Source organism: Phycisphaerae bacterium (assembly GCA_019636475.1).
In the GTDB taxonomy this organism is placed as follows: domain Bacteria; phylum Planctomycetota; class Phycisphaerae; order UBA1845; family UTPLA1; genus JADJRI01.
On sequence record JAHBXN010000002.1, the window covers coordinates 572848 to 596809 of the forward strand.

The 23962-nt window shown below is 60.5% G+C and carries 20 protein-coding genes; 9 read left to right on the top strand and 11 right to left on the bottom strand.

What is annotated here, in order from left to right:
• Positions 1-9: 9 nt before the first annotated feature.
• The 3 genes from maf to KF841_05365 form a co-directional block, all read right to left on the bottom strand.
• Entirely contained in the window at positions 10-609 is a 600-nt protein-coding gene (gene maf, locus KF841_05355) for a septum formation protein Maf (protein ID MBX3394773.1), read from the bottom strand.
• Positions 610-687: 78 nt separating this feature from the next.
• Positions 688-1221, bottom strand: coding sequence for an adenine phosphoribosyltransferase (locus KF841_05360; protein MBX3394774.1), 534 nt, complete (start codon positions 1219-1221; stop codon positions 688-690).
• A 155-nt stretch (positions 1222-1376) separates the two neighbouring features.
• A complete protein-coding gene (locus KF841_05365; protein MBX3394775.1) occupies positions 1377-1868 on the bottom strand; it encodes an FxsA family protein in 492 nt (163 codons plus the stop codon).
• A gap of 556 nt (positions 1869-2424) precedes the next feature.
• Between KF841_05365 and bamA the strand changes: the two genes are divergently transcribed.
• Entirely contained in the window at positions 2425-4794 is a 2370-nt protein-coding gene (gene bamA, locus KF841_05370; GenBank protein ID MBX3394776.1) for an outer membrane protein assembly factor BamA, read from the top strand.
• Between the two features lie 226 nt (positions 4795-5020).
• The gene (locus KF841_05375; protein ID MBX3394777.1) at positions 5021-6385 is read left to right on the top strand and encodes an aspartate aminotransferase family protein; all 1365 of its coding nucleotides are present in this window, start codon (positions 5021-5023) and stop codon (positions 6383-6385) included.
• A 30-nt stretch (positions 6386-6415) separates the two neighbouring features.
• On the opposite strand, the gene KF841_05380 is transcribed toward KF841_05375, so the two are convergent.
• From KF841_05380 to KF841_05395, 4 genes are all read right to left on the bottom strand, one after another.
• Positions 6416-7522 (bottom strand): hypothetical protein, encoded by a 1107-nt coding sequence (locus tag KF841_05380; GenBank protein MBX3394778.1) that lies wholly within the window; start codon positions 7520-7522, stop codon positions 6416-6418.
• Between the two features lie 150 nt (positions 7523-7672).
• Positions 7673-8599 carry an ABC transporter ATP-binding protein gene (locus tag KF841_05385; GenBank protein MBX3394779.1) on the bottom strand — a complete coding sequence of 309 codons (927 nt, stop codon included), beginning with the start codon at positions 8597-8599 and terminating at the stop codon, positions 7673-7675.
• Positions 8599-10953, bottom strand: a complete 2355-nt coding sequence (locus KF841_05390) for a hypothetical protein (GenBank protein ID MBX3394780.1) — start codon at positions 10951-10953, stop codon at positions 8599-8601. The genes KF841_05385 and KF841_05390 overlap by 1 nt, the downstream gene beginning before the upstream one ends.
• Positions 10954-11119: 166 nt before the next feature.
• Positions 11120-11416, bottom strand: coding sequence for a nucleotide pyrophosphohydrolase (locus tag KF841_05395; GenBank protein MBX3394781.1), 297 nt, complete (start codon positions 11414-11416; stop codon positions 11120-11122).
• A gap of 178 nt (positions 11417-11594) precedes the next feature.
• On the opposite strand from KF841_05395, the gene KF841_05400 reads away from it, so the two are divergent.
• The 4 genes from KF841_05400 to KF841_05415 all read left to right on the top strand — a co-directional run bounded on the left by KF841_05400 (position 11595) and on the right by KF841_05415 (position 14715).
• Entirely contained in the window at positions 11595-12230 is a 636-nt protein-coding gene (locus KF841_05400; protein MBX3394782.1) for a cyclodeaminase/cyclohydrolase family protein, read from the top strand.
• A 19-nt stretch (positions 12231-12249) separates the two neighbouring features.
• Complete coding sequence (locus KF841_05405) at positions 12250-13038, top strand: CAAX prenyl protease-related protein (protein MBX3394783.1); 789 nt, start codon at positions 12250-12252, stop codon at positions 13036-13038.
• 311 nt (positions 13039-13349) lie between these two features.
• Positions 13350-13772, top strand: a complete 423-nt coding sequence (locus tag KF841_05410) for a hypothetical protein (GenBank protein ID MBX3394784.1) — start codon at positions 13350-13352, stop codon at positions 13770-13772.
• Complete coding sequence (locus KF841_05415) at positions 13735-14715, top strand: prepilin-type N-terminal cleavage/methylation domain-containing protein (GenBank protein MBX3394785.1); 981 nt, start codon at positions 13735-13737, stop codon at positions 14713-14715. Before KF841_05410 ends, KF841_05415 begins: the two co-directional genes overlap by 38 nt.
• A 26-nt stretch (positions 14716-14741) precedes the next feature.
• Here KF841_05415 and KF841_05420 read toward each other — a convergent pair whose 3' ends face one another.
• On the bottom strand, positions 14742-15545 hold the full coding sequence (locus tag KF841_05420; protein MBX3394786.1) for a hypothetical protein: 804 nt from the start codon (positions 15543-15545) through the stop codon (positions 14742-14744).
• 62 nt (positions 15546-15607) lie between these two features.
• Positions 15608-16099: a ferritin family protein gene (locus KF841_05425; protein MBX3394787.1), complete on the bottom strand. Its 492-nt coding sequence runs from the start codon at positions 16097-16099 to the stop codon at positions 15608-15610.
• Positions 16100-16895: 796 nt separating this feature from the next.
• On the opposite strand from KF841_05425, the gene KF841_05430 reads away from it, so the two are divergent.
• The 3 genes from KF841_05430 to KF841_05440 all read left to right on the top strand — a co-directional run bounded on the left by KF841_05430 (position 16896) and on the right by KF841_05440 (position 21930).
• Entirely contained in the window at positions 16896-18077 is a 1182-nt protein-coding gene (locus KF841_05430; GenBank protein MBX3394788.1) for a thiolase family protein, read from the top strand.
• Positions 18078-18523: 446 nt separating this feature from the next.
• Complete coding sequence (locus KF841_05435) at positions 18524-18988, top strand: hypothetical protein (GenBank protein ID MBX3394789.1); 465 nt, start codon at positions 18524-18526, stop codon at positions 18986-18988.
• 50 nt (positions 18989-19038) lie between these two features.
• Positions 19039-21930 (top strand): tetratricopeptide repeat protein, encoded by a 2892-nt coding sequence (locus tag KF841_05440; protein ID MBX3394790.1) that lies wholly within the window; start codon positions 19039-19041, stop codon positions 21928-21930.
• Between the two features lie 92 nt (positions 21931-22022).
• On the opposite strand, the gene KF841_05445 is transcribed toward KF841_05440, so the two are convergent.
• Positions 22023-22643: a flavin reductase family protein gene (locus tag KF841_05445; GenBank protein ID MBX3394791.1), complete on the bottom strand. Its 621-nt coding sequence runs from the start codon at positions 22641-22643 to the stop codon at positions 22023-22025.
• Positions 22644-22717: 74 nt separating this feature from the next.
• Entirely contained in the window at positions 22718-23938 is a 1221-nt protein-coding gene (locus KF841_05450) for a hypothetical protein (GenBank protein ID MBX3394792.1), read from the bottom strand.
• Between the last annotated feature and the right edge of the window lie 24 nt (positions 23939-23962).

Sequence of the window (23962 nt, forward strand, 5' to 3'; positions counted from 1 at the left end):
CGACAAACGTCACGCGCAGAGGCGGCCGCCCCACGCCCGCAGTCCGCGGGCGAGCAATTCCATCGGCAACCCAACCACGTTTGAGAAGCTGCCATCAATGGCTTCGACGAATGGATCGCCCTTGTCCTGGATTCCGTAGGCGCCGGCTTTGCCTTCCCACAGCCCGGTATCGAGATAGGACTCGATCATTTCTCTCGAGAGCGGCCTTACACGGATGGTCGTGACGGCGTGATCGATCCAACGGCGGCTGTCCTTCTCGGACACGAGCGCGACACCGGTGATGACCTGATGCGAGGCGCCCGCAAGGGTGGTGAGGATGCGCCGGGCATCGGCGCGATCACGCGGTTTTCCGATGATCTCGCCATCGATCGTGGCGATGGTGTCCGCACCGATGACGGTGGCATCGGGTCGCCCCCGCGACACGGAGGCAGCCTTGAAATACGCCAGGGACTCAGCATGTGCCACAGGGGTGACATGCGGCAGGCTCTCAAGCTCCTCGAACGGCGGAGCGGCCGCCTCGAACTCGTACCCGTGCTCCGCGAGAAGCTCTCTGCGGCGGGGACTCGTCGAAGCCAGTATGAGCGGGCGCGGTTGCACAGGGTGCCTCATGCGATGATTTGATAATCGTTGTGACTGAGCGGATATTTCGCCGCCCGACCCTAAAATCGAAATAATTCACAGGTCCGGTCACATCCGGATGACGGAGTGAATCGGGTATTTCTCCAGCCTGTTACGACCATTGAGGAAGGCCAGTTCGATCAGAAACGCGACACCCACGATTTCACAGTCGAATTCCTCAACCAGATCGCAGCACGCCTGCATTGTGCCGCCGGTCGCCAGGAGGTCGTCGATCATCAGCAGCCTCGATCCGGGCCGAATGGCATCCTCGATAATCTCCAGCGAGTCCTTGCCGTATTCCAGCTCGTACTCGACCTTCATGGTCTTGCCGGGCAGTTTGCCGGGCTTTCGGATCGGAACGAATCCTGCCGAGAGGTTTCGCGCGACGGCCGTTCCGAAAATGAAACCGCGGCTCTCGGCGCCGACCACCAGATCGATGTTGGCACGGCGATAGGGCTGAGTCAGGTATTCGACGGCCATGGATAGGCCCGTCGGGCAGGCCAGAAGCGGAGTGATGTCCTTGAAGACGATGCCCGGCTTTGGAAAATCCGGCACGTCGCGGATGTAGCGCTGAAGGCTGGCGACGTCGGGAATATCCATCATCAAAGCGTGGGGCATTGTCCGGGCTCCATGTGAAGACATGGCGCGATCATATCGCACGCCGGCCAATTCACAAAATGGCACGGTGGCGTTTTTTCGCCCGCCGGCCGCGCATCATAGCTCGCGATGGCACGGGCGCGGGTTCCGCGGGAAATCAGTCAATGATCGCCGTTTGAGCGAATTTCATCCGCATTCTGCGCTTCGTTGCGAACGTGCTTCATCGGCCCCGCGGGTTTCCAGTCGTCGAACGGGCCGCCGTGCATCATGACAATTCGAGAATTGAAATATCGCCCGACAACTTTCATTGCGATCCGCCGGACGGCCGGTATCAGCAGCGCGACCCCCATTGCGTCGGTGATGAAACCCGGAGTCACGAGCAAAGCCGCCGCGAAGAGTATCAGCAATCCCTCTCCCAGCTCGGTTGCAGGTACCCGACCGGCCCCAAGCTCCGCCTGGATTCTTCTGAGGCTGGATAGTCCCTGATGGCGAGCGAGCGCCGCCCCGATCGCGCCGGTGAGCAGCACCAATCCGATCAAGACCGGAATCGACATGACTCCCCCCAGCCGAACCAGGAGCATCAGATCCGCCAGCGGAACCATGACGAACAGAATGAACAACCACGCAAACATCTCGTCCTGGATTCTAATCATGCCTGGGCGCGATTCCGTCAAGACTTGTTTCATTGCCGAGAATTTAGCCCAAATCGCAACCAGCCTACCGATCCTTCGGCTTGCGCGACGGCCCGCTCAGCGGCCCCACTGCCGCCAACCGTGAGCGGCATGCGCGCATTCCACCGTGCCGCACAGGCTGTTCAAATCGCGTGGATAAACTTTCGGCAACACATCCAACATCATATTGCCACCCATGTTGCGATCGAGAGTGTGATTGGTGGACGGGCTCGGACACGGGCAATTTGCAGCGTGGCTTTCCCCAATGGGTCGCAAACGCCGATAACAACACTGGCGCGCCGGTTCCGCGCCGGCGATCGGCTCTGCGCAATTTCTGCGCGGATCGACAAGATGGGTAGCCTCCATCGCGCGCTGCGCGACGCGAGAACGGCGTTTGGATAGCGCGCTTCGGCTGCATCCGCGATTCCAGCGTTGGAATTAACGCGAGTGGGTTTCAGCGCGGGCCGGACCTGTGTATAGTCTCGCCTTTCGTCGGCAGGGAGAGCACGATAGAGAGCGTCTAACTACAAGGCTTGGGATGGCCGATTCGGCAACGACTCTTGGGGGCTTCACACGATCGCAGCGCGGACTGATCGTGATCGGCTGTATTCTGGCCTTCTGGTCCACGATGGGGCTTCTCCAAGTCGGTCCGCAGCCTGTGGATCCGGTCGGGCGGGCGATCGACCGGGTTGAGTTCGAGGGCACTTCCACGCTCGACCCGATCTACCTTCAAAGCGTCTCGGGCATCAAGCCGGGCGAGGTGTGGAACCGAGATGCCATCGCCGAGGCGTGCCGCAAGCTTGCGGCGACGCAGAAATTCGAGGGCACTCCCTTCGCCGAGCCTCGTGAGATCGACGGGAAGCTGGTGCTGGTTTTCGTCGTGCAGGAGCGGCCTTACATCACCGGGATCGACTTTGTCGGCAATGAAAAGTTCAAGGCCGGCGCGCTGCTCAAGGAACTGCAACTTGATGTCGGCTCGCCCGCCAGCGAGTTTCTGATTCGAGAGGCGCAGCAGACGATTGAGAAGAAGTATCGGGACGCAGGCTACGCCTATGCGACGGTCGAGATCGATCGGGAGGTGCTTCGCGCGGAACGGCGCGTTCTGTTCCGGATATCCGAAGGCCCCCGAGTCAAAGTCCAGGACATCGAGTTCGAGGGCAATCTTTCTTACAGCAACATCCGGCTGCGTTCACTGATCGAGACGCAAACATCGCTCTGGATCTTCCGAACCGGCGCGTTCGATGCCGAGACGGCTGAGCGCGACGCCGCGGCCATCAAGGCTTTTTACATCGCCCGTGGCTATCTCAATGCGCAGGTGGGCTATCGCATTGACTTCCGCAAAGGCAGCGAGTCCGACCTGATCGTCACGTTTCTCGTCAACGAGGGCGTGAAGCACTACATTGCATCGCTTAAATTCGTCGGCAACACGATTTTCGACGACACCCGCCTCGTCAGCGGGATGAAGTGCTTCGTCGGCGAGGTCATCGACTCGGACATTCTGAAGCTGGATCGTGAACGCATCATCGAATCGTACGGGCGGCTCGGCTACATCTACGCCGAGGTCAACACGTCCTACGTCTTCGCTGAGGAAGATGGGTTCGTTCACCTCACCGTGACGATCGCGGAGCAGTCGCAATACCGGTTCGGCCGGCTCGTGGTGCGCGGCAACCGCAACACGAAGGATCGCGTCATCCGCCGCGAATTGCGATTTCTGCCGGAAGAGCTTTACGACACGACGAAGGTCAAATCGGCAGAGCAGAGTCTGGTCGAATCGCGCCTGTTCAATGACGCGAAGATCACTCCCGTCGGCGAGCAGCCCGGTGTTCGTGACGCGCTCGTGACATTGGAGGAATCCGATACGACCTCGATTCTCTTCGGCGTCGGCGTGACCAGCAACAGCGGCCTGGTCGGCTCGGTTTCAATCGAGCAGCGTAACTTCGACATTTTCGACAAGCCGCGTTCGGCGAAGGAGTTTTTCCGCGGCCGATCGTTCCGCGGCGCGGGCCAGACCATGCGGCTCGTGTTTGAGCCGGGAACGGAACTGAATCGCGGTCGCATCGAATTCCGTGAGCCGTATCTATTTGACCGCGACATCGGCATGGGACTGGCGCTGTACCTTTTTGAGCGCGGTCGTGACGAATTCGATGAGCAGCGCATCGGCTTTACTCCCAGCTTCGACAAGCGGTGGAAGGAAGGGCCGCTAAAGGGCTGGGCGGTCGAAGCGGCGTTCCGGTTCGAGCAGATCCAGATCGGGGATACCGACCGCTTCACGGCGAAGGAAATACGAGACGATCGCGGCGGTAACTGGCTGACGACGGTCAAGGGTTCAATCGTTCGCGACACGACTGACAGCCGATGGCTGCCCAGCGAAGGCGATCGTCTTCAGCTCTCGCTCGAACAGGCCGGGGTGATGGGTGGTGACCACACATTCACGAAGGCCCTGGCGAACTATGATCGCTACTTCACGCTCAAGACCGACGTATTCGGCCGCAAGCACATTCTCCAGTTCGGTGCGACGGCCGGGCAGATATTCGGCGACGCTCCGACTTTCGAGGTGTTCCGCGCGGGCGGTATCGGTTCGATTCGCGGCTTCGCGTTCTGGGGCGTGAGTCCGCGGGCGGGCCTTCGTGACGATCGTGTTGGCGGCGATTTCCTCCTGCTCACCAATGCGGAATACAGCTTTCCGCTCATCGGCAAGACCGTTCGCGGCGCGACATTCCTCGATATGGGCACGGTCGAACGAGATTTCGGCGTTCATTCGTGGCGTGCCGCAGTCGGATTCGGAGCAAGAATCTACGTGAAGTACTTCGGGCCGATCCCGCTCGCGTTCGACTTCGCGTTCCCGATCGCCGAGGAAGACGACGACGATCGCCAGATCTTCAACTTCTCGTTCGGAGCGACGTTCTAGCCCTGCTCGCGGGCGACTCATGCCGGGCCCGGCGACTCAAGGTTCGTCGACGTTGTCGCCCCATCCAACCCGACATCGGCGGGAGAAAGAGGCCGCAGAAGAATCCCATGACCGCCGCAGTGTCATCGACGCGGGATATCGGCCAGTTTCCACGGCAGCGCTTCCCACAACGCCTTTGACGCTACTTCGCGGATGATGGAAAATGCGAGGCGAAAGGACCGCCATCATGTCGGATACACCGCGAACGCTCTCTTTGCCTGTGTGCAATCACAAGCCTCAACCCTATGACGGTCCCAGCGCCGATGAGGTGATGGCGATGCGTCAGACCTATCTGACGCCCGCGCTGCTGCGCTACTACAAAGACCCGCTCATGATCGTCGAAGGCCATATGCAGTATCTATGGGACGAGAAGGGTACGCGCTATCTTGATGCGTTTGCCGGCATCGTGACGGTTTCGGTCGGGCATTGTCACCCGCGCATCGTGAAGGCGGTGCAGGAGCAGATGGGTCGGCTCCAGCATACGACGACGATCTACATTCACCCGACCGTTTCGCTCTATGGCAAGGCGCTGGCGGATCGGATGCCGGGTGAACTGAAGGTGACCTACTTCACGAACAGCGGCAGCGAAGCGAACGATCTGGCGATCACGACGGCCCGCATGCATAGCGGCTGCTTTGACGTGATATCGCTGCGCAACGGCTATCATGGCGGATCGCAATCGACCATGGGCCTGACCGGCCATTCGACATGGAAGTATGTCATGCCGCAGGCATTCGGCGTACACCATGCGATGCCGGGTTACTGTTATCGCTGCCCGCTGGGCCTGAGCTATCCGTCATGCGATATCAAATGTGCCCGTGACATCGGCGAGCTTATCAAATTCGCGACGCCGGGCCGGGTCGCGGCATTCATTGCCGAGCCGATCATGGGCGTGGGCGGATCCGTCATGCCGCCGAAGGAATACTTCAGCGTTGCGTATGAAGAAGTGCGGAAGGCAGGCGGTATCTGCATCGCGGACGAAGTCCAGACGGGATTCGGCCGAACGGGCGAGCACTACTGGGGATTCCAGAATTTCGGGGTGACGCCGGACATGGTCACGATGGCCAAAGGCATCGGCAACGGCACGGCGCTGGGAGCGGTGACTACGACGCCGACGATCGCGAAGTCGCTCGTCGGCAAGCTGCACTTCAACACCTTCGGCGGAAACCCTGTGCAGGCCATCCAGGGCCTCACGACTCTCGAGGTGATCGATGCCGATGGAATTCAGGCAAATGCACGGAAGGTCGGCGGTCGCCTGAAGGCGGGCCTTACGTCGCTGATGGAGAAGCATCGGATCATTGGCGATGTTCGCGGGCTGGGGCTGATGCTGGGCGTGGAACTTGTGCGCGACCGTTCCACGAAGGAACCCGCGAACACGGAAGCGGCCGAGGTGTTGGAACTGGCCCGCACGCGCGGCCTGCTGCTGGGCAAGGGCGGATTCTACGGCAACGTATTGCGCATCAAGCCGCCGATGTGCCTGAGCGAAGACGATGCTCACTTCATGGTGGCGTGTCTTGACGAGGTGCTGGGACTCGTCGCAGCGAAGAAATAGCGAGACGCCGGACGAAGGAAGCCGCTGTGATTACACCGGCGGTTTTTCCATTCCGCGATCGCTGAGAAACTTCCGGACGCGCTGCTGAGCGGCCTGTCGCTGTTTTGACGTGGGCAGTTCGTCGATGCGCTTCTTGAATTCCGCGTCGAGATCGAGCAGTGGCTGGCGCATCCTGTTGTATTCGCGATCGAGAGCAAAGGCGATCGGCCCTTCGCCCATGTCGTTGCCCGCTCGGCGCGCCAGCCGCTTTGCGATGCGATTCTGTTTGAGCCTTTCGCTCCATTCCGTGGTCTTGATCGCCGAAGCACGATCCTTCATCTGCTTCAGGATGTTTTCGGCGGAGCTTTTCTGCGCATCGTCGAACTCATAGAAGGCAGTTGCCCGTCGAAGATATTCATCCCAGCCGTCATCGATTCGGAGTTCCCAGTCGGTCCATCGTTCCACCTCCTGACGGGCGCGCCTGTGCTCGGGATGTTCGTTGGGATCTTCGACCGCCTGTTCGGCCCTGGCCGAATCGCGCTCGGACGGATCCCAGAAAGGGTTCGCGTTGTCGCCGACCTGTCCTCCCTCCCAACGCGCCATGCGCTGTTCGAAGACGCCGAGCCCTGCCATCACCGCCCCCATCTGGGTGCCGAATTCCAGGCGCTGTTTGAAGTTCAGCTTTTTGCCGATTTCGCCGGAGGTGTCGGTGAAATACTGCCGAACCGCCGGCAGAAGCGGCTTGACCGCTTTGGCGAACCGCACGGCATCCTCCTTGGGGAACCGACCGTCGTTTCGAATCATGGACTCCATCATCATCTCGATGGCATCACGACCGATGACGGCGTTGTCGTTCACGAGTTTTCCGAGATGTGACTTGATGATGTTGTCAATGTCGGTCGTCTGCTGTTCGTCCAGATCGAGATTGTTCTTCATCATCTCCGCGAATCGATTGCTCATCGCGCTCAGGATGCCGGGCGTCATGCGAATTCCGACATCCGGAAGCTGAATTGCCGAGTCGGAGGGATTCGCATTCGACGCCGCCGACTCGTCGGGCTCCGCCACCGCATTCGCGGCGGGCGCCGTGAGAAGGAGCAACGCCGGGAACAGAACCCGGGCGACAACCCGCCAGGAAAAGCGACTCGTGCGATCTATCATGGGTGCGACCCTTTTCATTCAAGCCAAACAAGCGAAATCAGAGCATGTGCATCCGGTCGAAACGGCCAATCGGTTAGATCGTCGGCGAATTCCCACCCTCACGCGGACTCCGCCGATGGGGGCCAATCCGGATCGCGGTCCTCGGCCGGCTCACTGGACGATTCCCTTGGTGAACCGCATGAACGCCGTCTCGAGGTTGACGCTTTCCTCCCTGATCTCCTGTATTGGCAGCTTTGCATTGAGCAGCGCGCCGGCAACAAAGCCGAAGTCATGCATCTGCCGTTTCAACTCCACGCGCACGAGGCCGTCACTGGCGCGGGCGGCGGCCACTGGCTCCAGCGTCGTGAGAACGGCGATTGCCTCCTGCTGCCTATCTCCGACCTTTATTTCCAGCGTCGTGCCTGATTTTGCACGCCGGACGATCTCATCGATGGAGCCCTTAAAGAGCAACTCGCCGCGCTCGATGATGCCGACGGTCGTACACAGCTCGGCCAACTCATGCAGAATGTGGGAGCTGATGATGATCGTCTTTCCCATGCGCCTGAGTTCCTTGAGCAACTCCCGCATCTCGATTCTGGCGCGCGGGTCCAGTCCGCTCGCAGGCTCATCGAGGAAGAGGACTTTCGGATCGTGAAGCAGGACCCGCGCGACGCTCAGGCGCTGTTTCATGCCGCGCGAAAGGCTGTCCACCGGTGCTTCGCGTTTGTAGGAGAGGTCTGTCAGCTCCAGTACATCGCCAACGACGCGGTGCCGCTGATCGCCGTGGATATTGTAGGCTGCCGCGAAGAACTCGAGGTATTCCTGAACGACCATGTCCTCATAAGCGCCGAAGAAATCGGGAACATAGCCCATGAGAGGCCGAATCAGCCGTGACTCATAGCCGACGGTATGCCCACAGACTCTGGCCTCGCCCCAGGTGGGCTGAAGAAGCGTTGCCAGGATTCGAATGGTGGTGGTCTTTCCCGCGCCGTTTGGACCGATGTAACCGAAGCACTCTCCCTCCTCGATATTGAGGTGCAGGCCGTTCAACGCGACGAGCTTTCCGTAGCGTTTTGTCAGGTTGATGGTTTCGACAATCACGGCGTATCTCGCAATTCGTTTTCCGGCGATGTGGCGCGGGCGGGACGCACCACCGGAATGACGAACCGGTACATTGTAAGCGAGCTTTCTGGAATCCGGCGCGACCGGTTTATCTCCAGCGGCGCGGGCGGCGCCTCATAGGCAAAGCCTATCAGCACGGCGGTTTCGCGCGTGATCAAGTGCGCACAATTCAGGGACCGACCAAAGGAACGGGAGAGGATCGTCTGCCCGGACTGCCCCGTCTGATTCAAGCTGTCAAGTGACAACAGCAGTAGCGCGGCGGTTTCGCGATCGGCGGCAGAACTCACATCGGCGCCACCCATGATGGACGTAACAACCCTGTTCCACTTCAAAAGCTGATGGGTCAGTCGCAGCGCGTCGCCGGTGAGTGGTATCGGCTCGCGGTTGGTGGATGCCGGATCGGGCGGCTGGAAATAGAGGCGCTGCGCGAGGGCTTCGTCATTGAGTGTGGCGCCTTCGCCGGACCGCGGAAGATAGCCAAGCTGGAGACACCGCGTCAGGACGGATCCACCTTCGCCCGCAATTTCCTGTCGTCCCTCCAGAATAACGCAGTTGTGAAGATCGGAGGCGAGATTGTTCGTGATGTAGCTGCCCAATCCGAAGCGACCGCCCGCCCCCGGTTCGACCACGAATCGAGCATCGAGCGTGCCGCCGATCGGTCCATGCCAACGGCCGGTGAACTCCTTCAGCGTGGCGCGCACGGGCACATCGACGAGGGATGTCGCGGACGCTTCAACGCGATAGGAGTCTGCTCCGACATACACCTGCTCGGCCAGATTCAGCTCATTGGAACGGGGCAGGGTGCGAATCGGTCCATATTGCCTCGGATCGACATCCGGAAATCCGACGGGAAGCCGAAGGTCGATGCGCGTGTGGTCGGGTGTTTTCACACCGTAGTAGGCCGTCGCATAACCGAAGTTGTGTCCGGCATGTGCGTCCACGACGGTCGTCTGGCGCACCTTTGTCGAGATGCCCCGCAGGGACCAGATCATAATCAGGCCCAGCAGCGTGGCCGCGAGACTGACCAGGGCGAATGCGGTCCAACTGTACTGCTGCCACCCGCGCTTCTTCATGAAATAGTGCGAACCCCCTGCCGCGAGCAAGTAGAGGACGGCGAACACGACCGCGAACATGAGAAACGCGAACCCCAAACCTCGAAAGCTGATGGTACCGGCCACCTGATCGAAGAGTCCGGTGCGGGCGAGAAGGAATGGATTCTGGATATCGCTGGTGGGCGGCAGCGCAAGGAAATTCAGTGCGAGGATCTTTTCGCAGACTGATCGAAACTCCTGAGTCGCTTCATCGTCGAGTGCGCCTCCCGGAGCGCCGCCGCCGGAGCGTTGAACGCCTGCGGCAGCTGGTGCCGGCATGAGTTCCCGAAGCGATGCGCCGACGAAGGTCAGATTTCCGCGGCCGAGGAGGCTTCGATATGCGATCGGCGTCAAACCGCGAGCGTCCGACGGAATGCCGATGGCATCCGGGCGTCTGATCATGTCGCAGCGATTGATCGGATTCCTGCGATAAGCCTTGCTGAGCCGGGTGGCGTAGCTGTTTCGCTTGACGATATCGCGTGTGAACTCGACGGCCTCGGTCACGCGTGTGACGCCCTTGAGCGTCACGGGCAGGTAATCGGCGAGCGACGATTTCGCGAGTGCCTGCCAGTTGTTTCCGGCTGTGATGAGCAAGCTGCCGCCGTTCTTCACCCATTCCACCAGCGCGGTCAACTGACGTTCGGAGAGGTCGGACGGGTCGGCATCGTCCCAGATGATCGCATCGACGGATTCAAGCCCCTGCCAGTAGAGGGGCAGATCGCGCGGCGCAAGCGGGAGCACGTATCTTAAGTTGAGACCATTCTGCGAGCGAGCACTTGTATCGAGGCAATTCGCGTGAGGGAGTTTCAGGGGCGAGGTCAGATCGACGATCAGGTAATCATCTGGCGACGGCACATCAGCGCAGGCAGGCGAGACCAGCTCGGGGACTTCCGCGTCGTCGGCCCCGGTGCGCATCTTCACAAGATCGCCCGCCGAATTGTAAAGGCGAACAGCGACAGGCTGGGATCCGTCTTCGACGCTTCGGTGGAAGTACACATGGTATTTCCGCCTGGTGCCGTCAGGCGTGAGTCCACCGAGGGGCTGCACTGCCGTCGCGATGTCACCATCTCGATCGGGCAGGGCCACACGGAGTTCGCCTTCGAAGGGATCCTTCCCCGTGAATGCCAACTCCACTTCGACGAAGGACGTGCAACCCAACCGAACGATCGGATCACCGGCGGCAAACAGACCTGTTCGCAGCAGTTTCGCGCGAATCTCCGCGCCTGCGGGCGACGCCATCCCAAGAGCGCAAATCGCGAAAACGGCCGCTGATTCAGCCCATCGGAATCGGCGTGCGCTCACAGAGGTCCCTGAACGAGACGCAAGTTGTGCACGCTTCCCAAACATTTCCGTCAATCAATCGCCGCGGGGGTTCGGTCTCTCCAGCCCATCCGAGCGGCGGCCGTCAGGGTTTTTCATGGTGGCATCGGCAGACCATGTCACCACAACCGGGGCATCCGCCACCATACTTCTTCTGAACGACAGCCGCGAGATCGACCCCCTCTATATTGGCGAGCGTCGCCAGCCAGGCGAGCACGTCGGCAAACTCGCCTTCCTTTTCCTGGTGGGATCCCTCTCGGACGGCCGTGGCAAGTTCGCCGACTTCCTCCATAAGCCACATGAAGGTCGCGGCGGATCCCCGCTTGCGGTCCTTTGCGGAATACATCCGTTCAATGATCTGTTGAAATTCACCGATACCCATCGCGCGGCGCCTCGTCTGCGTTTCCCCGGAACCCTCGCCTTTTCCTGATTGTATTCGAACGCGATATGACGAGGAAGCCGCAGCCTGCGACGACGGTGGCTGGAGCGATTTATTGACGAGCATTCGGAAAAAAGATAAGAGAGCAGCGCATATGCATATTTGCAGCGAGGAAGAACCCGTGACCGAATCCGATTCACAGATTCAAGATTTCCTTACGCGGCTCGCCTCTCGTGCGGGCACGCCCGGTGGCGGCGCTGCCAGCGCGATGACCGGTGCGATCGCGGCTGCGCTTTCCGGGATGGTCGGTCGATTGAATGATAAGAAGGACGGGACACCCGGACCGCTACACGGCTCAATCACCACGGCTGACACCCTCAGGAACGATCTCGCACGGCTGATCGACGAGGATATCGCCGCGTTTGAGCGGCTTTGCGAAACATGGAAGCTGTCGACGAACGACGCGGCGGGCCGGGCCGCCCGGCAGTCTGCGACGATTGAAGCGACCGAGTCTCCGCTGGAGATCATGTCGAAGGCGTTGTTCGTGATGAAGATGGCGGGGATCGCGCTGGAGAGGTCGAAGCAAGGCTGCGTCTCGGATGCCGGTGTTTCCGCGATTCTGGCTCATGCAGCGATCGAGGGCGCCCGGCTCAATGTCCTCATCAATCTGCCCGGTATTGAAGACTCCGTCCGACGAAGCGAACTGCACCAGCGATGCGAATCGCTCCATGTCAGCGCGGCGGCACTCCGGCGCGAGATCGACGCCCTGATTCACCGCCGCTTTGACGCTGATTCCGCGGCTTCCACGCACGGCTAACCGCCTTCCGGAGCGACGCATGTCGGATTCGCCGACACCCAGACTGACAAAGCCGCCTACGGACCTGATCTCGCGCCTGGTCGCCGCGGAACCTCGCGTGCCCTGGATGGGCCCTTACATGGCTTATCTGGCGCTGATGTTCGTGGTTGACTTTGCGCCGAAGGAGGATATTTACCGGCACGCCGCCATCGTGATGCACATCGCCGGCGCCGGATGGGCTACCTGGCTGTTTCGACATTACTGGATGGGGCCGGGCAAGCCACGACTGGTTCTCTCGGGAGCGGTCGGACTGTTCGCAGCCTGGATGTGGGTCGCCGGGCAGCACTGGCTCGAGTCGATCCACCTGGGCGGAGTCAATCTGGGGGGCACGCTCGCATTCGGCACGTCGTTTCCGTTCGTGACAATTGTGCCGTTTGATGCAGCCGCCGTGACCGATGTGGCGGCCGACTTTTCGAGCACGGCGTCATTCTGGACCCACGTTTTCCTGAAAATCACTCGCGCGGTGACGGTCGTTCCGGTGGTTGAGGAGATTTTCTGGCGCGGTTTTATATTGCGGGCGTTTGTGAACTGGGATCGCTTCGAGTCGGTGCGTGTGGGTCAATTCACGTGGGCGGCGTTCCTGGGGTCATCGTTGCTGTCTGTTGTGCAGCATCCGGCAAACTGGGGCGTCAGCATCCTGTGCTGGATGCTGTTTAACGGGCTTTTCTACTACACGCGCAGTCTGAGCTGCCTGATGATCACGCACGGCGTGACAAATCTCGCACTTTATGTCTATGTGGTTCGAGCCGGCGACTGGCAATTCTGGTGAGCGGCTTTCGGCAAGCCGGCCCCTATCGGACCGAATGAGGCCGGCCACGTGGGTCAAAACTCTGGACACAGTCGGCATGGTTCCGATACACTTAAAGACAGGTGGAGGTAGGAATTCCGTGCGGGGTGCCGAATTCCGTCGTTCTTGAGGCGTATTTTCCGGCCCTGGCGGCAACTGAGCCAATGGGTCAGAAAACTCGTGGGGAAACGGCGAGCCCCGTCATGTGACTTTCTTGAGCGTTTCAAAGTCTCAATCGCCATTCCGGCTGAGTTCCCCTCCTGCCCCATCAAATTGGGTTTGAAGTGAAGGCAGTGAAAGTTGGAATCATCGGCGCCTCGCTCTGCGCGGCGGTCGCGATCACCTTTTTCTTCGGCGGATCCGAGGTTATTCCGGATGATCCATCGACGGAGACGCTGTGGCAGTGCGTGAAGTGTGAACACTCGTTCAAACTGACGCTGCCGCAGTTGACGAAGGAACTCTCCAAGGTCGGCGATCAGCCGCCGATCTTCTGTCCGAAGTGCAATCAGCGCGAAGCATGGCAGCCGATGGCGTGCTTCCGCTGTTCGACGTTGTTTTTCGGGCCCGAGGTTCCGGGCGTGCCGGGGATCTGCCCGAAGTGCCCGATTGACGATCAGCCAGCGCCGATCATCGAAGAGGCGCCTCGCCGGCCGGCATCCGATGGGCCGCCAAACCCGGATGCAGCGCCCGAGCGTCCACGGCCCAAGCAAGTTTGAACCCGGTCGAAGCGGATTCCAAGCTTCGACGAATCGAGGAGGCATAGTCATGGCACGAAACGGCAGTCACCGCGACTTTGTCAGGACGGCGCGATCGGGGTATCCTCGAGCGTTCACGCTGATCGAGTTGCTCGTCGTCATTGCGATCATCGCGCTACTCATATCAATTCTGCTGCCGGCCCTCAGTCGCGCGCGCTGCGAAGGCGCCAAGGCAAAATGCCTGGCCAATCTGAAGGGCATTGCATCCTCGACCGCCATGTACACGGACGCGCAGGAAGATCGGAAGCTCATTCAATGGTACACGGCCGGTGCAGCGCTTGACGTTCCGCCTTACAGTGCGTTCAACCCGACCGTGCTGACTCCGTGGGTGTTCGGTGGATTCAAGGCGCCGCGGCCGGCACCGGGCGACCAGACGGTCGATAGCAGCTTGTACCCCACGCACATCCGCCCATTGAACAAGTTTGTCGACCCGTTGGCCATCGACAGCCAACAGATTGATCTATACAAGTGCCCGACTGACAAATCCTATCGCACTTCCATCATCGGGCAGCCGCCAAGCGGAACATGGGAGGAAGAACGATCAAGCTGGGAGGCCAACGGAAGCAGCTACACGCTGAACACCCGGTTCATGCAGGGCTACGCCGGCGGCACGGGCAATTTCGATTTGAACAACCCTGCGACGATCGTTCAATACACGGATCGAATCGCCAAGCGACTCGTCGGTGGAAACGCCTCGCGTTTCATCATGTGGGTGGAGCAGGGTTTCTACAGCGCGACGTACCGTGCAACACCGGTCCTTCCTAACGGCGCAAACCCGCCGCGCAACGGCTGGCATTGCAAGTTTTCGACATGGTCGCTCGGCTTCGCCGACGGCCATGCCGTTCACGGATTCTATGACACGCGCCTGTCATTCGGCGCGCTCGGAACAATCTGGGAACCCTGATCGATAAGTTCGCGGAGGGCGAATGGTCAGTCGAACCTCTTCAGTTCCACCTCGATCAACGGCCCCTCGGGCACCAGGCGGGTGAGGGCCTTGTGATAGTAGGTACGAAAAGTTCCGCCATTGACGTGAACCGCGAGGAATAAGAGGACATCCTCGAGTCCGTCGTGGTTGAAGTCCGCCCATGCGACGATGCGAAAGTTCGTAATAAACGCATCGCCGGTGATGTCGATGCTCGCGGAGTCGAATGGGGTGATGACATCCGCCGGGTACGCCGTGGCCCAGGAGCTGCCCGCCAAATCGCGGTTCTCACGCCATTCAGCGTCGTTGTTTTGCCATGTCGGGGCAAGTTCGGCCGGAAGTTCTTCAATTGACTGCGTGCTCAGCCTGAACGATTCGATGTAGCTCCGGTTCGCCGGAGCGGCGTGCCGGATGTAGCGCAGCGTATCGCATCGGAGCACGAAGAACGACGCGATCGACATGTCATAAGTCGTCGGAGGATCGTAGCCGCTGTCGATCAGTCGGAAATAGTCCTTGCAGGTCAACGGCCGCGAAATCGCGCCGGAGTCATTCCGGAAGGCCGGTCCCTCGGTGCCGCCGCCGTGAGCGACCGGCATCGCGAACAGTTCGTCAATATCCTCGATCGAGGCGAGTGTCATTTCGCCGTCATCGGTGACCCAGCGAACCGGGCGCACCGTGGCAGCCATAGATACCGCGGAGTCGTTCGGTGCCGCTTGAAGAGCCGATGGCGCCGCAGGACCTGAGCAGCCGACCAGCGTCCATGCCGGGAGGATTACTCCGACGAAGTGCACGAGTTTCGTGACGGATTTCATGCCAGGCTCCGGGCCGGCACCGCGTATCGGCCCATGCTGTTTCGTCGAGCCGGGGTGCGACCTCACTCTGCAAGATCGGTGACGCCAGCGCGGCGGGCCAGTTGCTTCAATCGCTGGTAGTGTTCCGCGCCTTCTTCCGCCAATTCATGGAAGAGCGAGCGTATGCCGGGATCCGGCATGTACTTGCCGTGGTTGGCATAGAAACGGGCCGTTTTGCGCTCCGTCTGAAGAACCATCTGCATGGCCTCGCGGAAGTCCGCTCCATCGCGAACATCGAGCAGCCGCGGGCCGGTGACGACGAGTTCCTTGTCTTCGGACGTCAGCACGAAGTCCTGCCCGGGGTACATGTCGGCCACCAGCTTTTGCAGCCGTTGCTTGTGGTCCTGCTCTTCATCGGCCATGTCGGCGAACTCTCGACGAAATTCCTCCGCCGGCGCTTTCTCGGCGAGCACAAGATATCGATAGGCTGCCACGGTCTCGCCGTAGGCTCCAATCGCGAGAAGCTTATCCGGGCCTCGACCGCTGGGTTCGGTGGGAATGTTCTCAGATGCCATGAGGAAAGATGCCTTCGCCGCAACACGTGTCGATGCGGACTTTACCGCACAGCCGGCTATTGTCGCGCCCGATCGGCGTGATTTCAAGCGCGGCGGTCCTACGCAGCGTTTTGCCACTGCGTTGCCTAAAAAAAATTGAGAATTTCTGGCGGACTCCACACCGCGATTTTGCATTTATCTGCGGCGGGTGGTTTGTCGCGCAGGCCTCACCACGCCCACCCGCAATGCAAGCAAACCGAGCCTGATCGACGCCGAGAACCGTGGGATTCTCGGGCGCTCACCGGCACCAAATGAATCGCGCGGGCAGGGCATCAGACTGGTCCCGCGCCCACGCTTGGCGTAACTCGTGCGAGCGGCCGACGGGAACGAAGTGTACCAGCACCTCGATCGTCGGCCGCATTTTTGAAAATCAGCGGCGCGGCCCTTCGAGCATCCTGCCTGAATGGGTTTGCCGGAACACCCCGGCATTGCGCCGAGGCCATCGATCCCGCGGGACGCCCCGCCTGCTCGAGAGGCCCTACCCGTCCCCACTCCATCCCTACCTCGTCCGGCGCCCGGGTTTCCAAGACTCGTGCGCCGGACACTGTATGGGATTCGAGGCGCCCCGAACGCCGGATCGGCGTTTTTTGCGTTTGCGCACTTCAATTTCTGCGATTGCACAATTATCGGAATAAGGCTTTGTTGAAAGTCGGCGGCTTGCGCTGGTCGCCTTGCGATTTCTTTCGTGCAAATGCACAATACGACTATAACCCGCTTGGGACCAGCCCGAGCACAGAATCCAGAGGTGGAGACTCCTATGCAACGAAGCGTGATCGTGGCCGCCAAGCGCAGCCCCATGGCCAAGTTCCTCGGCACCCTGTCTTCCCTGACCGCGCCAGAAATCGCGGCCCAGGTTGCCCGACGTGTCATTGAGTCGATCGGGTGTCCTCCGGACGCGGTCGATTGGGCGCTGATCGGCCAGGTACTTCAGGCAGGTGTCGGCCAGAACCCCGCCCGACAGGTTGCCCTGAAGGCCGGCCTTCCTCCCACGATCACGGCGGTGACGGTGAATCAAGTCTGCGGTTCCGGCATGCGGGCGGCGATGAATGCGGACAACAACATCCGCCTGGGCGAAGCCCGAATCATCCTCACCGGCGGCATGGAGAGCATGTCGAACGCCCCCTACTACGTCCGCGGAACGCGAAGCGGGGCCGTGAAATTCGGTCACATCACCATGGAGGACGGGATGGTGTCCGACGGTCTGACCTGCCCTTTCGAAGGCTGGGGCATGGGCAACGCCGCTGAGTACACCGCGCGGAAGTACAACATCAGCCGTGAGGACCAGGACGCTTTTTCAGTTGCGAGCCACCAGCGCGCCGCCGCGGCCCGAGCGGCGGGTCACTTCAAGTCGACAATCGCTTCGATCGAGGTGAATTCCCGCAAGGACAAGATCATCTTTTCGGAAGATGAATCGATCCGATCGGAAGTCACGCTCGCCGACCTGCAGAAATTGAAGTCGGCATTCGAGGCAGACGGCACGATCACCGCCGGAAATTCGTCTCAACTGACTGACGGCGCCGCCATGGCGCTCCTGACCAACGAGGAGGAAGCCAGGAAGCGAGGCTGGCCGATCCTCGCCCGGGTTGTGGGTCACACCACGTTCGGCGTCGAACCGAAAGAACTGTTCATCGCTCCGGTCGGCGCGATTCGGACGCTGCTGGGTAAAATCGGGTGGCAGATGAAGGATGTTGACCTGTTTGAGATCAACGAGGCCTTTGCCGCACAGATGCTCGCCTGCATGCGACAGCTTGAAATTCCGCATGATCGAGTGAACGTGATGGGCGGAGCGGTGGCGCTGGGTCATCCGATCGGCGCGAGCGGGACACGCATCATCGTGACACTGATCAATGCGATGGAAGTCCGGGGTGTTAAGCGCGGCATTGCCTCGCTCTGCCTCGGCGGCGGCAATGCAGTCGCGATGGCGATTGAGCGCCCGTAGTCATTTGAATCGCCATTGCACGGTACGTCCTCAGCAAGAACAGCATGAACCCGGGGAACAAGTGGGCTCCACGGGTTCATGCGTAGGGAAGGTAGGGGTCTGTATCCTCGCCGCCCGAAATCAAACCGAGCGGAGTGAGTTTCAGAGCGGCGAGCCGGGCTCGCCGCGAGCGCGTCGTTCGGCTCTTAATGTCCGACGCGCGTCCTGTCGTCGATTCTGAATTCGTATACCGCACAACTCATTGAGGCGTTGCAATTTTCAGAGCCTACTTTTTCGTTTACGGTGTGTGTCAGTGGCGTGGCGCACTTCAGCGCGGCATGGTGGCGTGTTTCGATCGATTATTCGCAGTCACCGGGTGAGAGGCAAGCACAGAATTCCGATTTTCTCTGACCGGGCATGAACGCACACCTTTACGCCCGCCAGACATTGATTGCCATTGCGACGATATGAAAGCCAGTTTTCTGATATTCGCCGTGGTCGATCTGCTCATGCTCGCACTGACGGCCGCCATGGGACTGATGATCGACGGTCGCTCAGGTTACGCGCGCCATGTGCTCCTCGGCGTTCTCGCGGGGCTGTTCACCTGCTTCGTGCATGTCGTGGTTTACATGTATTTCGTGGTGCAGTCGAAGATCATTGAACAGGCGATCGAGCATGACAGCCTGGACGCACGTTATTACACACAGGTGGGCGGTCTCCGCACACGAACATTTCGATGCAGCATGGCCGGCATTTTCACCATTCTGCTGACCGCCGGTCTCGGGGCATCGATCGACACCGGCGTCTCGCCCAATTGGCATCTACTGGCGGCGATGGCCTCGATGTTCATCGAAGGCGGCCTGTTCTTCGTCCAATTCACGACACTGGATGACTACCGTGGCGTGTTTCGCGAAGCATTCGGCGAGGAATAACACGGCTGCCGGCGGATTCTCGTTCAGCCGCAGCTTCGTATAATATCGCCGTGACCCTTCACGCTAATCAATCAAAGTGCGGCCGGTGCGAGCGCATTGTCGTTCCAATCGCCGTGGTGGTTGTCGCCGGTCTTGCCGTGCGACTCGCCGCCGATCCGAGCGTCCTGCAACGGACTTTCGAACCGTCTACCCAACCCGCCGATCCGATCCGAATGCTGCTCGCGGCGCGGGATGATCGCCTGCACGGCCGGTACGGCGAGGCCCGGGCGAAGGCCGAACTGGTCGCCCTCGAACATCCGCCGCTTTCGGTTCGCGCTGCCATCGAATTGGCTGCCCTTGATCGCGATACCGGCCGGCTACTCGACGGACTGGCGCGGCTGAAATCGCAAGCCGCGAAAGGCGAGGCCTCGGCTGACTGGCAAACCGCGATGGCGATGCTGCTGATGGAATGCGGAGAGTACGAAACGACGATCACTCACGCACGACGCGCCATCGAACTGGAGAAGTCCGCCTACCCCGCCCGCTGGTTCCTAGGGCAAGCGCTGGAGCGAACCGGCCGCATCGGCGATGCCGCCGAAGCCTATAAGGCGTTTGACGAGGTCATGACGACGGGAACCCTGCCGGACGATGCAGAGCAGGCGACGTATATTGGCCAGGGTTTTCTGAGATATTCGGAACTGACCCACACCAACGTGGTGCAACGAACACGGCATGTGCTCGACGAGGTGTTCGGTTCGGCAGTGGATCTGATTGATGCAAGCTACTGGCCTGCTCGGCTGGCCGCGGCTGATCTGCTGCGTTCGCGGCATAATCTTTCCGGCGCGCGGGCCGAATATGAACGCATCCTGAAGGACAACCCCTATGCCGCCGACGCGATGGCGGGGCTGGCCCGAACGCATCTCGAAGACTGGAACTTCGACGAATGCGAGACGCTCGGAACACAGGCCCTGGCGTTTAATGAGAAACACGTCGGCTCGCTGGTCTTGATGGCAAGTCTTCGAATGGCGGAGCGGAAGTACGCACCCGCAGCCGAATTCGCGAGGCAGGCTCTGGTGGTGAACCCGCGATCGGAGGAAGCTCTCGGCACGCTTGCCGCAGCCGAATTCCGGCAGGGGAACGTGGAGGCAGCCGCCGAAATTGAATCCCGGGCGAGAAAGTCGAATCCCAAGCCTGCGATGTTCCATTTTCTGATGGGGGAATGGCTATCAGCCGGTCGTCAGTTTGAACTTGCCGAGACGCACTTCAAGAAGTCTATCAGGTATTCCAGAAACTGGCCCGAGCCTCGCACGAGCCTTGGGCAGCTTTACATGGAGCTGGGCGATGAAGTGGCTGCGCGGCGGGAACTGGAAGCCGCATTCGAACTCGACAGCTTCAACCAGCATACATACAACGTTCTCGGCCTGCTGGACCGCATTGATCACTTTGCCACGCTGGAAAGCGAGCACTTCATCATCCGGTACGACGCCTCGACGGACGCGGTCCTGGCACCGTATTTCTCGCGCGCACTCGAAGCCATTCACGAGGAGGTTTGCGACAACTTCGCGACCAGGCTGACGCACAAGACGATCATTGAGATATTCCCAGATCATGGTGGATTCAGTGTCCGTATCACCGGGCGACCGTTCATCGGGACCATCGGCGCATGCACCGGTCGGGTCATTGCGATGACCGCGCCGCGCGGCAGGCCGCCGTTCGGTCGATTCAACTGGGCCAGCGTTTTGCGACACGAGTTCACGCACACGGTTACGCTTGCGGCAACGGAGAACCGAATTCCGCACTGGTTCACCGAGGGGCTGGCAGTCTACGAGGAGCCATCGCCGCGATCGTGGTCATCCAAGGAGCTTCTTGTCGACGCGATCCGGCGGGATGAACTATTTACGCTGGAGACCATTGACTGGGGGTTCGCACGACCGAAGCGGCCGACCGATCGGTCGCTCGCCTACGCTCAGAGCGAATGGATGTCCGAGTACATTATTCACCGGTTTCGATATCAGGCGATTCTGGACCTTCTGGGCGCGTTTCGCGAAGGGCAGACGCAAGACGCGGCGTTTGAGAGTGTGCTGAAGATTTCGCCGAAGGAGTTTGACCGCGACTTTCGCAATTGGGCCCGCGAGGAAGCCGCAAAATGGGGCTTCTCGCTCCGCCCTCCGGATGATCTTAAGCAGCTCGAAGCGCGGCTGCGGGAGAATCCTGAGGATTCATCGCTACTGGCGACCGTGGCCCGGGCAAGGCTTGACGAGGGCGACACAGACGGCGCCTACGATGCCGCCGAAGAGGCACTCAACATCGATGAGAAGCAGGCGGATGCACACGAAGTGATGAGCCGCATTTACGTCGGCAAATCGCTGGCGGCCGTCACCGACGCGGAACGTGAGCATTGGCTGGAATCCGCCGCCGAGCATGTTGAACCGCTCATGCAATTGCGACCGGATAATCTCACCGCGATCAAGTACATGGGCTACATCAAGCAGGCTTCCGGGGCATGGGACGACGCGCTCGCACTGTACGAACAATACCTTCGTCGCGCAGCCGATGATCCGGACGTGCTGCGTCGCATGGCGGCCATTCATCTTCGGCGGCGCGATTATCCCAAGGCGATTCAGCAACTGGAGGCTCTGTTTCACGTGGCCGAAGACGAGCCACCGGTCGCCCGACAGATTGCCAGACTCTACGCAGCCAACAAGCAGTGGGACCAGTCGGCGCACTGGTACCTCCAGGCAATACACATTGATCCGTATGACGTAGACACGCAACTGCGCATGGGCGCCGCGCTCATGGCGGCCGGCCATTCGGCTCGCGCGGCCGACGCATTTGAAGCCGCCTGCCGACTTGATCCCAATCATGCCGAGGCGTTCGACCAACTGGCGGAGGCTTTAGAGAAGGCCGGTGAAGCGGACAGGGCGAAGGATGCCCGGACGAAAGCCGAGGCTTTGAGAAAATAACACACCGATGCCGCAAGGGCGGTGCCAGGCCCGCCGGCACCCTGGCGCGTTCGATTACGCGCCGGCGACGCACCTTCTGAATCAAGACGATTCTAGCCGACGATTCCGGGCGGCCCCTGCGCGGCCAGTTCGGCTGGATCACGGAGGCTCTTCAGCGAGAAATGATCTCGTGTCCGCGTGTAGATATCGCCGCCCATTCGGCCGATGGCCCGCAGTTTTGCCGGATCGCACACCATGTCGCCTTCCAGCAACACCGCGTCCTCCACATGAACGGCCAGCACATCTCCGAACACGGCCTGCCCGGCGCCGGGAGCGTCCCCCAGCGATACCACCTGCCGGAGCCGGCATTCGATATTGACGGGACTCTCTTTCACAAGGAACGGCCGAATGACGGATGCCGGCAGCGGAGTCAGTCCGCTTTTTTCAAATTCGCTTACACCGTGCTCGAACTCCGCGCTGCAGATGTTCATTCTTTCGGCGAGAGGCTCCGTCACTGTCGCGATGACGAATTCGCCTGTCGCGAGTATGTTGGCGAGCGTGTCCTTGGGCAGGCCGTGGCGATTCAGCGCCGGGCTGAACACGACGACGGGCGGATTTGCGCCGAGCATGTTGTAGAAGGAGAACGGCGCGAGGTTTGCTCGACCGTCGGCGCTGAGGGTTGATGCAAATGCAATCGGCCGCGGCTGCACGAAGGAGAGATACAGCCGGTGCATTGCGCGCCAGGAGTGATCGGTTTTCGAGATATCGATGAACATGCGGGGATTGTAGCGGCGCGCGCCCGCACGCGTCAGCCACCACGCAGCCAAGCTCGGATTTCGTCGGTTTCCTTTTTCCATTCGGCGCCGATGCGTTGCTGCAAAAACACGGCGAAGACCAGATCGATGGTCTGTGCGAGATATCGAATCTGTTCGATTCGTTCTTCCGCACGAATGCGCCCGCCTGCCGGACCTCCGGCCCCGTCCTCGCCGGCGCGGTCCGTGGCCGAATCGCCGCCGATGCGATCCTCTATCTTTGGCAATTGGGCTGAGGAGACGTTGAACGTTTCGGCCTGTAGCACAAATGCATACTGTTCACCCTGGCGCGAGATGATCATTCCGGCCTTGCGTGGAAGTTTTCCGGATCGGATCGCGCGGCGCGCCTCGGGCAGGGTCGTGGGACCTTCGCAGGTGATGACTTCCTTGCCGGTCTGCGCCCGCGGGCACTCGAGGGCGAGTTGCTTGACAATCATGATTGCCGCTTCGGTACCGTCAGGCAGTTCGAGCGTGTCGCCGCGCTCGGCCAACTGAAACCACAGCCAAAGCAGGAACTCGTTGCCGAGGAAATCGCGTGAGTTCGGATCGCCGGATGTCCAGTACACCTCCGGCTCGCCGTGTTCTTCAGCGGGGTCAACGAACAGCGTCGGCGTCAGATTTTCGAGCTTGCGGCCCGCCGCCTTCTGCTCGGCCCACGCGGCGGCCCGTTCACCGGCGGTCATCGGCTCAAGTCGCTTGGAGAATGTGTCGCGGAACAGAACGTGCAATCGCTCGTGAACGGCCGGCGACGTCGCTGCTGAATAGAGCACGTCATTCCGCGAATCCAGCAGGACGGGAAACTGCCGCTGCGAAAGATATCGGCCCTGCTTGATTTCTGATTCCGCACGTTTCCTGGCGGCCTCTTTCGCCTGGCGCTTCAGTTTGCCGAGGCCACGACCCGGGGTGCGCTCACGCAGGAGCGATTCGAGTTCGAGCTGTGAATAGGCGCGAAGCAGATCGGGTGGAATTCGCGCGGCGTCAATCCGCAGCCCGGCATGAACACAATCGAGCAGCACGTTTTTTTCCACGTCGAAGTCGAGATCAAGCAGATGGCGCCCGCCGATCCAGCCTGCTTCGACATTGTCGGAACGCTGGACACGTTCCGCGCCGATTCGATGCTGCCTGAATTTCTCGATCAGATTCTCATCCAATCGCTTTGGTCCGCCGCCCGCAATGCGAAACCGCGAAAAGCTGACCGTTCCTGAAAGAAAGGGCATGATTAACCTCGAAGATTCGTCCGG

What these genes read in the sequence shown, in the direction of transcription:
- KF841_05425 (MBX3394787.1), bottom strand. Translation starts at nt 16,099, where the DNA reads ATGGCATCTGAGAACATTCCCACCGAACCCAGCGGTCGAGGCCCGGAT.
- KF841_05390 (MBX3394780.1), bottom strand. Translation starts at nt 10,953, where the DNA reads ATGGCGTCGCCCGCAGGCGCGGAGATTCGCGCGAAACTGCTGCGAACA.
- KF841_05435 (MBX3394789.1), top strand. Translation starts at nt 18,524, where the DNA reads ATGAAAGCCAGTTTTCTGATATTCGCCGTGGTCGATCTGCTCATGCTC.
- KF841_05380 (MBX3394778.1), bottom strand. Translation starts at nt 7,522, where the DNA reads ATGATAGATCGCACGAGTCGCTTTTCCTGGCGGGTTGTCGCCCGGGTT.
- KF841_05395 (MBX3394781.1), bottom strand. Translation starts at nt 11,416, where the DNA reads ATGGGTATCGGTGAATTTCAACAGATCATTGAACGGATGTATTCCGCA.
- maf (MBX3394773.1), bottom strand. Translation starts at nt 609, where the DNA reads ATGAGGCACCCTGTGCAACCGCGCCCGCTCATACTGGCTTCGACGAGT.
- KF841_05430 (MBX3394788.1), top strand. Translation starts at nt 16,896, where the DNA reads ATGCAACGAAGCGTGATCGTGGCCGCCAAGCGCAGCCCCATGGCCAAG.
- KF841_05445 (MBX3394791.1), bottom strand. Translation starts at nt 22,643, where the DNA reads ATGCACCGGCTGTATCTCTCCTTCGTGCAGCCGCGGCCGATTGCATTT.
- KF841_05375 (MBX3394777.1), top strand. Translation starts at nt 5,021, where the DNA reads ATGTCGGATACACCGCGAACGCTCTCTTTGCCTGTGTGCAATCACAAG.
- KF841_05365 (MBX3394775.1), bottom strand. Translation starts at nt 1,868, where the DNA reads ATGATTAGAATCCAGGACGAGATGTTTGCGTGGTTGTTCATTCTGTTC.
- KF841_05450 (MBX3394792.1), bottom strand. Translation starts at nt 23,938, where the DNA reads ATGCCCTTTCTTTCAGGAACGGTCAGCTTTTCGCGGTTTCGCATTGCG.
- KF841_05360 (MBX3394774.1), bottom strand. Translation starts at nt 1,221, where the DNA reads ATGATGGATATTCCCGACGTCGCCAGCCTTCAGCGCTACATCCGCGAC.
- KF841_05420 (MBX3394786.1), bottom strand. Translation starts at nt 15,545, where the DNA reads ATGAAATCCGTCACGAAACTCGTGCACTTCGTCGGAGTAATCCTCCCG.
- KF841_05405 (MBX3394783.1), top strand. Translation starts at nt 12,250, where the DNA reads ATGTCGGATTCGCCGACACCCAGACTGACAAAGCCGCCTACGGACCTG.
- KF841_05415 (MBX3394785.1), top strand. Translation starts at nt 13,735, where the DNA reads ATGCAGCGCCCGAGCGTCCACGGCCCAAGCAAGTTTGAACCCGGTCGA.
- bamA (MBX3394776.1), top strand. Translation starts at nt 2,425, where the DNA reads ATGGCCGATTCGGCAACGACTCTTGGGGGCTTCACACGATCGCAGCGC.